Source organism: Heyndrickxia camelliae (assembly GCF_002844575.1).
Lineage (GTDB): Bacteria > Bacillota > Bacilli > Bacillales > Bacillaceae_C > Margalitia > Margalitia camelliae.
Genome location: NZ_PIQO01000046.1, coordinates 1 through 9508, shown reverse-complemented (window position 1 = coordinate 9508; position 9508 = coordinate 1). Strand labels below are relative to the sequence as shown.

The window sequence follows — 9508 nt, the reverse complement described above, 5'->3', positions numbered from 1 at the left end:
AATCAAATTAAATGATAAGGAGGTGAGATTCGTGGAGGTTGAAATCAAAGGTACATTGATGATCGATGAGGAAATGAGCCATCAAGATTTTGTTATTCTGCTTATGGAGTGTTTAAAATCTAAGAATATCCACTTTACAGGTAGCACAAAGCAAGTCGAAGTACATTATACATATAATAAAAAGTGAGTTTTATAGTACATATACAATTAAATTCGAAAGGTGTGATGCGAATGGGTGTAAGGTAATTGATAATATAAATTGGAAAGGTTGCTGAGGACTCATGGATAATAAATCAAATGGATAAAAAGGAGAGGTTGTATGAAAGAATTAGTATTTATTGATAAAAACGAAATTGTCACTGATAGTTTGATGGTTGCTGAAGTATTTGAAAAACCGCATAAAGATATCTTAAAAAAGATTAGAAATCTAGATTGTAGTAAAGAATTCACTGAGCGAAATTTTTCGCCGAGTACATATAATGATTCAACTGGAAGAAGTTTATCAAGATTTTTGATCAAACGAGATGGTCTGGTATTTTTGGTAATGGGTTTTACCGGAGTCAAAGCTGCTGAATATAAAGAAAAATATATAGAAGCATTCAATAATATGGAAGAGGCACTGAAAAATAAAGTTCAAATGGCTTCATATATGATAGAAGATCCAATTGCACGAGCCGAAAGATGGATTGAAGAACAAAAGGAAAAGAAGCTACTTGAAACTCAAAAATTAATGCTTGAACAACAGGTTAAAGAATATGAACCTAAAGTGACATACTATGATGAAATATTAAAATCAACAGATGTTATAAACATAACTCAAATAGCTAAAGATTACGGAATATCAGGTAAAGCATTAAATACAATTCTTAGGAAAGAAAAAGTCCAATACAAACAAAATGGACAATGGTTATTATATAGTCAACATCAAGATAAAGGTTTCACTAAATCACATACTCAAGAATTCATAAAGCCAAATGGTGAAAAAGGTAGTAAATTACATACTAAATGGACTCAAAAAGGAAGATTGTTTATCCATTCACTCTTACTTAAAAGAGGAATTGAAGCTGTGATAGACCGAGAATTAAATTTGCAAAATACATAATATTTTACTTTACATTATAAAAATAAATTAATATAATATACTTGACAATACGGGCGAATTACATCAAGAATAAATGTCCGTCTTATTTTATATAAAAGGGGAGAGGGAAATGTGCATTGCTACAAAGTATTTAAATGAATTAGAAAGTATGATCAGTAATATCGAGAAAGACTTTCAAAAACTAAGGGAAGAGGCACAAAAGTATGATAAGGAATTAGCTGAATATTATCATACAGTAGAACACAAAGTATTCAATGCTGCAGAAGGTTACTATATTGCGAAAGAACTTCAAATATTATTACGGAAAAGGAGATTAGTAAAAAATGAATTAAGTAGCATGGATTCACTTATCAAAACATTAGGCTTAGGGAATTTACATAATAAACTAACACATTCTACTAAACATGTAGAAAAAGTAAGAAAGAAAAATAAAGATTATACAGAAGGATGGGACATCGATAGTACTTTTGTAGACGAGTTAATTTTACATTAAAATCATAATTTAAATTGAATAGGAGGGGATAAAACAATGATTGAAGTAATTATTGAGGAATCTGGTATTAATTTTTCAAAATCAGTAGGAGAAATGACACCTAAACAGATAGAAGACTTCATAAGAATAATAAAGGAATATGGTACTTTGTATAATAATGAAAAATATACTTACGTAGATTCATACTATGATTGTGACAATAATGGTTATTTAATTGTTGTTAATATACAAAATTAAATTTACATTGAAACAGAACTTTTAAATTAAATAAAAAAAATATCCAGTAAAAATACTGGATATCAAAAAAATTAGGGGGTTAGTGTACCTTTGAAGACATTATAAACTGATTTAAATTAGATCACATGAGCAATATCTATCAACTATTTTAGATATATTGGAAATTAAAATAGAATTAGGCAAATTGTTGTGATTCATATTTATCATAAAAGGAGGATTTTATGAGAGGTATCCAAGATATTATTAAAGAAGCTACTGAGCGTTATGACTTAACTTATGATGAAAGTCAACGATCACCAACGATAAAGCTTAATGATGGAACCATTAAAGAGATTAAAAAAGAAGATTTAGAATTAGTATTTCAGTTAAAAGATTAGTTTTAAATCAATATTTCCCCAAACTATTTACTAAGGAGAACCAGAAATGAGATGTATAGGAAAAGAAAATGAAACTATTTACACTTTTGAAATGACACAAACAGAACAATTAATATTATTGGGATTATTAAGTAAGGTTATTGATGGTGAACAAGTAAAACTAGATGAAAAAGCTACTAAAAAAATACAAGAAATTGCAAATTCACTGAGAGTTATTTAGAAAATAAAAGATCATTTTTATAAAGGGAGAATTAATGGTTATAAAGCAGCGATAGAATCACTTACACATTAAAAAGTAGAATTTAATAGAATATGGGGGGAATTATAATGGTGTCATATGTTGAGGAAAAGTTGTTTTTAGCAGAACAAAAATGGAATAAATTAAATGAAGTAATAAATCAAGCTAAGATACAAGCACAAAATCAAAATAATAGTGTAGTCGCACAGGTATTTGAACAGGTAGAGGAATTTATTAATGAATTAAATACTAAATATAAAGAAGTAGATAAGTATTACATTAAGAAAAAAGGCAAAGAACTTTATTTAAATATTAATGGGGAGTTTATTAAAGATAAGAGCATATGTCCAAAGTATATAGAGAGTAAAGCAAAAATTATTTTAGGTTTATATGCTGACTCAGAAATGGTTAGATGTAAATAAAAGAACGATTTCATTATAAAAACAAATGAATATGAGGTGGAATATGTTAGAGGAAATTAAATTCTTAAAGGAATTGCAAAATGAATTAAATACACAAGATCATGATATCCAAGCTGCTCCTTGTTTCTGGGCATTAATGGATTATAGATGGAGTCCAACTTGGGAAGAGAATGCTGAAAGATATTCAATTAGATATGATGATGAGGGATGCTATTCTCTTGAGGAAATAGTTGAGGCAATAAATAATAATGAATTTGATCTTAGTGACGAACAAAAGAAAGCTTTTCAAGAAATTGATACCGATTATGTAGATGATGTTCTTGATTGGGTAAAAGAACATATCTATGAGGATGCATATTCAATTCCAGAAAGAAAAGAATCATTTATTGTTCCTAATACCATGTTTTTAACTAAAGCTGAAGCCAAGAGACATATTGAATTAAATCATTATCATTACACAAGTGAAGTTCATACATACGCAATGACATCTTGGAGAGCACCTAAGATTGAGAAGTTGTTAAAGATATTGGAGACATTTGATTGGGATAAGGTTAATCAACTACAAATAGAAAATAAAAAATTACGTGATACTCAGAATAAATTAATACAATTACTACAAAAGGCTGATGAATACAGTGATAAATTAGAATGGAAATTATTTTGGGAAACAAAAGATAAAATCGTGAAAGAAGTAATGAAGAAGAATCGAGATAAAAATTGAATTTTAATAGGAAAAAGGGAGATGAAAGCATGGGAATTAGAAGTAAACTAGCTGAAATAATTGATGGAAGTTATATAGTTGTATTAGAAAAAGTTAATAATGGGTTAATTAACTTGAATGAATTTGATACTGGAAAAATAATTCACCATCAAAATCAAGTTGAAGCGACTATTTGGTTTAGACATTTTGGACAATACGCAACTGATAATATCTCTAAAGCGTTGGGTACTGGTACAAGTTATGGGAAAAAAGGTGGTTTGGATGGTTTAGCAATTAAATTAAAAAGAGAAAGTTTTGCTATCAAATACAATTATCGACATGAACATAATACAGTGACTGTAAATGAGGAGAGAGCTATCACTATTCCATTTTTTGAAGTGGATCAGAAACTTAGACAGTCTTCAAATTTTAGCAAAAGGAATAAATTTGGTGAGTTTGAACCAATGCACTTGTATTATCTAGAGGACATTGTTGACTGTATTGAATCTGAATTTGCTGGATGGGTAGAAGAAAATTTAAAAACCAGAGAAATATCAGATGAAGAAAAAGAAAATGGAGATTTTCCACAAGAATGGGATACATGTTTGACTGATGAATCGAATGAACTATTTGCTGAAAAGAAAAGTCAACTTGAATTAGCTTTTGCTAAAGCTACAGGTGTTTTCTATGAATTTAATGGTGGGCTAATTATTGAATAAGAATTAAATTAACATAAAATTTATCATTTATTTGAAAAGGGAGAGGGATTAATGAGACATTTAGTTTTGTTACGTGGAGCAATGGGAAGTGGGAAGTCAACGTTTATTAAAGAAAACAAACTGGAACAATTCACATTAAGTGCTGATGATATAAGATTGTTATTCCAAACACCAGTAATGACTGAAAATGGTACATATACTATTAATGCAAAGAATGACAATAAAGTTTGGAAATTTCTTTTTGAGTTACTTGAGGAACGAATGAAAAGAGGTGAATTCACAGTTATTGATGCAACTCATGCGAAAACTGAAGCTATATCTCGATATAAACAATTAGCACAAAGTTACCGTTATAGGGTTTCAGTCGTAGATTTCTCTAATGTATCACTTGAGAAATTGCTTGAACAAAATAAACTTAGACCGGAATATAAACACGTTCCTGATCATGCTATTATGAATTCATATGAAAGAATGCAGACGGAAAATGTTCCTAAATGGGTAAATGTAATCAAGCCACATGAATTTCAAGAAGTTATGCAGTTTAAACCTATTGATTTAAGTGAATGGAAAAGGATTCATCATATTGGAGACATTCACGGATGCTATACTGCATTAATGGAGTATTTAAATGGTGGACTGAAAGAAGATGAACTTTATATCTTTGTTGGTGACTTATTGGATAGAGGGTTAGAAAATGATAAAGTTCTACAGTTCTTTATCGATATTAAAGATAATCAAAACGTAATTATTCTTGAGGGAAATCACGAACATCACATTAAAACATGGTCACATGATGAGGAATGTGTAAGTAGGGTATTTGAAAATAGTACGCAACCACAACTTGAACAAGCAGGAATAGACAAAAAGGATGTTAGGCAATTATATAGAAGGTTAAGACAATTAGTTTATTATACGTATGGAGATAAAACTGTAGTTGTAACACATGGAGGAATATCAAAAATTCCAGACAACTTTATGTTTTTATCTACAGAACAGTTAATTAAGGGTGTAGGAGATTATGAATTAGATATTGATTATGCCTTTGAAAATAACGAATATAGTAGTAAACAGGTTAGAGGTGGAATAGGAAATAAATTAATGCTTGAATGGTTTTCAACTGTTTATCAAATTCATGGGCATAGAAATATCTTTAGACTACCTGTTCAAGCTGCAAAGAACTCCTTTAATCTTGAAGGACAAGTAGAAAAAGGAGGACATTTACGAGTAGTAACTTTAAGTAAAGATGGTTTTGATACTCATGAAATCAAAAATAAAGTTTTTAAACTGAATAAGGGAGATATTCCAGCAATTAATGAAGATGAACTAACAATTGATAATTTCCTAGAATATTTACAGAATCATAAATATATCAGCGAGAAACAACTAGGCGGAAACATTTCATCCTTTAATTTTACTAGAAAAGCTTTTAATGATAAAGTATGGGATGATATTAATGTAAAAGCAAGAGGATTATTTATAAATACAAATACTAAAGAGATAGTCTCAAGATCATATAATAAGTTCTTTAATGTCAATGAAAGGTCATTTACTAAAATATCTGCACTAGCTGATAACATGAAATTCCCTGTAACTATTTATGATAAGCCTAATGGATATCTTGGAACTGTGGGGTATGATTCAGAAACAGATGAATTAGTATTTACATCAAAATCAGAACTTAGAGGGGAACATGCTGAATGGGTTAAGGAGATGTTCTATAAGACATTTAAACTGGATACTATACAATTTATAAAAGATACATTAAAAAATATGAATCTAGCGTTAGTATTTGAAGTAATCTTAGTAGAAAAAGATCCTCATATAATTGAATACAACGAGGATAAATTAATATTATTAGATATGGTTAAAAGAGATGTACATTACGGAAAAGTAGATTATGAAAATCTCCAATTATTCGGAAGACAAATTGGGATCGAAGTAAAAGAAAAGGTTTCTGTGATTGACAACTGGACTGACTTCTATAAGTGGTATAGAGAAATTACAAATGATTGGTCAATTGAAAAAGAAGGATTTGTAATTGAAGATTCTTCAGGATTTATGACTAAAATTAAACTTCCTTACTATAATTTTTGGAAACAAATGAGAGGAATTAAGGATAAAATTGGACGAAAACATGATCATATGATTAAAGGTTCGAGTCTATATACTCCATTACACAATAAGTTTTTCTCATGGGCTAAGACTAAAGATAAAGAGTATCTAAAGAAATCAAATATTATCCAACTTAGAAATGACTTTCTAAGTGAAATAAATTAATAATAAAATTCGTTTTTGATTTGAATATAAGGAGGTGAAGTAAATGAGAAAACCCGTAGATGCAGAAACACCAAGGTCAGTAAAATTTGTGGAAGTTATTGAAACTCAAACAGGTAGAGGTAATGGTGTAGATAATGCATTTAGAATTGTGACCCAGTATTGGAGCAAAGAAGGTAAACTTCTTGGTGAAATTGATCCTTTAGATGGAGATAAAAATAAATAATTAAATACATATAAAATGTTCATTTTAAGGGATGTGAGAAATTGAGTAATTTAAACAAAGAGTCAGAAGAAAAAGAAGATGTGTTTGATGGAGATCCTTGGGCTGCAGCTATATTTGGAGGGTTTGCAGTTTATAATTATATACATCATGATTATGGTTGGTTTACATTTTGTGGAATAATATCTGTAATTGGGATTGTATCAACTGTAGGAAAAATAATTGTGAATATAAATATGAGTAAAAAATAAATAAGAATAGAAATTTAACCCTCTCCATATATTTTGATAAATAAACATATGGGAGAGTGACAATATGGTTACAGTTGCACAAAGGGTATATGACTGTATCAAAGGTTTAAAGGGTAAAGAAGTATTTGTAGAATTCTATGGTGAGGAAGGAATGGTTTTAAAAAGTAATTCTAAAAGTTTAAAATTGAAAAAGAATAATGAAATAGTAACACTGGAACTACATGAATTAACCTCTATAGATATAGATATAAATTTAATCCAAAATTATTCTTTTGTTTATCAAAATGAAGAAGAATTAGAAAAAATTATTATAATGACTTCCGGACAAAAACTTATTATAGATTTCAATGTGGACACCGTTAAGGAAAAGGAATCTAAAATTATATTTGAGACAATATTTGAAGAAGATGAAGACGAACTTGTTACGTTCGGTAGAAATAAGAAATGAGGACTTACTTATGTGAGTCTCTTTTTTTTTGTCATAAAACTTCCGTTTTATAAAATTAAATGAAAAAAATCCAATCATTTATATTTACAAAATTGGAACGTTATATTATTATGTAATTAAGATAAATAAAAATAAATTTATATAGGACTAAAATCATGGTAGATTGGATATAAATATAGTATAATTAACTTATAAGAGGATGATGAAAATGTTAAACGATTTATTTGGATACTTCAAACGTAATGTAAAAAAGATGAATCATAGAGATATTGAGAAAGCTTATAAAGAAATGAAAAGTATTGTCAGCATGTTAGAAAGAGAATTAAAATTAAATTAATGAATAATAATAAGAGGGGATGATTAGAATGGGAGCAATTGAGAGGAATGAAAACGTAACAAAACTGAATACTGAAAATAAACTAATATATGATCAGTTGCAAAGTTTTATAAAAATGAATAAAAGAAACAGTGAAAATACAGCTACAGAATATCAAAGAGATATTAAAAAATTTTTTAGAATTACTAAATTTAAAGAAATTGAACATTTGTCAATCGAAGATGTTCAAATTACATTAGATGATTTTGAATTATTTATTGAAGAAGTGTATGATAATGAAGGTTTAAATGGAAAAACGGTAAATAGAAATATTGCCTCGATTCGAAGTTTCTTAAATTATTTACACACTAAAAAAATTAATGGTAAACGAATAGTTGAAGATGTTAGCTATTTTAAATTTATACAAAAATGCCCTGAGACAAATAATAGTCATGGTATACTGACAGTTGATGAAGTTGAAGAAATAGCAAGATTGATATTAGTTAAGCCAAGAGTTAGAGATAGAGAAATAAAGTATTTTCTAGTCTTGTTCGCAATGGATACTGCAATTAGAAGAACAGCTTTACTTAATTTGAAATGGACAGATTTTGAAGTTAAAAATGATGAGACTGTTTTAATTAAAGCATTAGATAAAGGAAATAAGGATTACAGACCAAGCATATCTTTAAAAAGATATAATGATTTGTTAACTATCAAAGGTGAGTCTGAAAAGGTTTTTCCAATCTCCAAAAATGCTGTTCAGAGCTTAATGGATAGAGTTAGAGTATGGATGAACTTTCCGCCAGAAAGAAACATCGTATTTCACTCAATTCGTAAAGCTGGAGTAACTTTTCAGTGGAAAAGAACAAATAATCTCAACATAACAAGAAAATTTGCAAATCATTCATCTCCAAATGCAACATTATTATATATAGAAGATGATGATGAAAAATTCTTAGGGGCTTGGTCTAGTAAGGATGAAATAGATGATTGTTTATACAAAAATGTATCACACGAAGAATTAATAAAAGGAATTGAAAATTTAAATAAAGATCAGATATTACTACTCAATTTAAAATTAAATGAAATTATTAACAAAAATGAGTAATAACTTATTTACACTATACAATATATAGTATAAACTTTGGTTATAGTCAATATACAATTAAATATTGTGAGGTGTTCAGATTGAGAAATAGAAAAGAATTAGAACAACATCTTGTTAATACTATACAAAAAATCAGAAGAAAAAGATCGGATATTAATGATATTAAATTATACCTCGCTGAAAAACATGACATTATGGCTGGAACTGTACAGGAGATAATTAATAAACCAGAAGAAAAACTACCTAAATTAGAGATTCGAGAATTATTTTTAATTGCAGAACAAGTGTTTATGAAAAGTGGAGTATTAGAAGTTAATCCAGAAAAGTACTTTACAGAAGTAGAGACTAAGAGTGCTCACACTTACAGTGAAAGCATTAAGCGTGAAGACATTGACTTCCCAATTACTTTTACAAATGCAACAGTGGTCGGTAATGCAACCTATATGGTTACAATGAGTATTCAAACGATTAATAAACTAATTGAATCACAATTATTAGGTTATGATTTTGAATTACAAAGAGAAGCAAAATTTATACGACAAAAAGATAATTCAATAAGGATGGAACCGACATTAAATAAAAAGAATGTTGAAGAGATTG

Annotated in this window: 15 protein-coding genes and 1 pseudogene; all 16 read left to right on the top strand. The window is 28.5% G+C overall.

Annotated elements, in window-relative coordinates; all coding sequences use genetic code 11:
- The first annotated feature begins 31 nt into the window (after positions 1–31).
- Positions 32–187, top strand: coding sequence for a hypothetical protein (locus CWO92_RS25745; RefSeq protein WP_165786785.1), 156 nt, complete (start codon positions 32–34; stop codon positions 185–187).
- A gap of 132 nt (positions 188–319) precedes the next feature.
- Positions 320–1102 carry a phage antirepressor KilAC domain-containing protein gene (locus CWO92_RS24605; protein ID WP_101356804.1) on the top strand — a complete coding sequence of 261 codons (783 nt, stop codon included), beginning with the start codon at positions 320–322 and terminating at the stop codon, positions 1100–1102.
- 109 nt (positions 1103–1211) lie between these two features.
- Entirely contained in the window at positions 1212–1595 is a 384-nt protein-coding gene (locus CWO92_RS24600) for a hypothetical protein (RefSeq protein WP_101356803.1), read from the top strand.
- Between the two features lie 36 nt (positions 1596–1631).
- Positions 1632–1832 (top strand): hypothetical protein, encoded by a 201-nt coding sequence (locus CWO92_RS24595; RefSeq protein WP_101356802.1) that lies wholly within the window; start codon positions 1632–1634, stop codon positions 1830–1832.
- Positions 1833–2053: 221 nt separating this feature from the next.
- Positions 2054–2209: a hypothetical protein gene (locus tag CWO92_RS25740; protein ID WP_165786784.1), complete on the top strand. Its 156-nt coding sequence runs from the start codon at positions 2054–2056 to the stop codon at positions 2207–2209.
- A 46-nt stretch (positions 2210–2255) separates the two neighbouring features.
- Positions 2256–2429: a hypothetical protein gene (locus CWO92_RS25735; protein WP_165786783.1), complete on the top strand. Its 174-nt coding sequence runs from the start codon at positions 2256–2258 to the stop codon at positions 2427–2429.
- 107 nt (positions 2430–2536) lie between these two features.
- A complete protein-coding gene (locus CWO92_RS24590) occupies positions 2537–2869 on the top strand; it encodes a hypothetical protein (protein WP_101356801.1) in 333 nt (110 codons plus the stop codon).
- 43 nt (positions 2870–2912) lie between these two features.
- Positions 2913–3425, top strand: a pseudogene (locus tag CWO92_RS24585) (hypothetical protein); the annotation flags it as partial.
- Between the two features lie 194 nt (positions 3426–3619).
- The gene (locus tag CWO92_RS24580; protein ID WP_101356800.1) at positions 3620–4288 is read left to right on the top strand and encodes a hypothetical protein; all 669 of its coding nucleotides are present in this window, start codon (positions 3620–3622) and stop codon (positions 4286–4288) included.
- Between the two features lie 51 nt (positions 4289–4339).
- Positions 4340–6565: an RNA ligase gene (locus CWO92_RS24575; RefSeq protein WP_101356799.1), complete on the top strand. Its 2226-nt coding sequence runs from the start codon at positions 4340–4342 to the stop codon at positions 6563–6565.
- 43 nt (positions 6566–6608) lie between these two features.
- Positions 6609–6788: a hypothetical protein gene (locus CWO92_RS24570; RefSeq protein ID WP_101356798.1), complete on the top strand. Its 180-nt coding sequence runs from the start codon at positions 6609–6611 to the stop codon at positions 6786–6788.
- 41 nt (positions 6789–6829) lie between these two features.
- Positions 6830–7036 (top strand): hypothetical protein, encoded by a 207-nt coding sequence (locus CWO92_RS24565; protein ID WP_101356797.1) that lies wholly within the window; start codon positions 6830–6832, stop codon positions 7034–7036.
- A gap of 64 nt (positions 7037–7100) precedes the next feature.
- A complete protein-coding gene (locus CWO92_RS24560) occupies positions 7101–7484 on the top strand; it encodes a hypothetical protein (protein WP_101356796.1) in 384 nt (127 codons plus the stop codon).
- Between the two features lie 208 nt (positions 7485–7692).
- Entirely contained in the window at positions 7693–7821 is a 129-nt protein-coding gene (locus CWO92_RS26440) for a hypothetical protein (RefSeq protein ID WP_268877627.1), read from the top strand.
- A 28-nt stretch (positions 7822–7849) separates the two neighbouring features.
- Complete coding sequence (locus CWO92_RS24555) at positions 7850–8908, top strand: tyrosine-type recombinase/integrase (RefSeq protein WP_165786782.1); 1059 nt, start codon at positions 7850–7852, stop codon at positions 8906–8908.
- A gap of 80 nt (positions 8909–8988) precedes the next feature.
- The coding region (locus tag CWO92_RS24550; protein ID WP_133120617.1) for a hypothetical protein at positions 8989–9508 on the top strand (520 nt) is incomplete at its 3' end.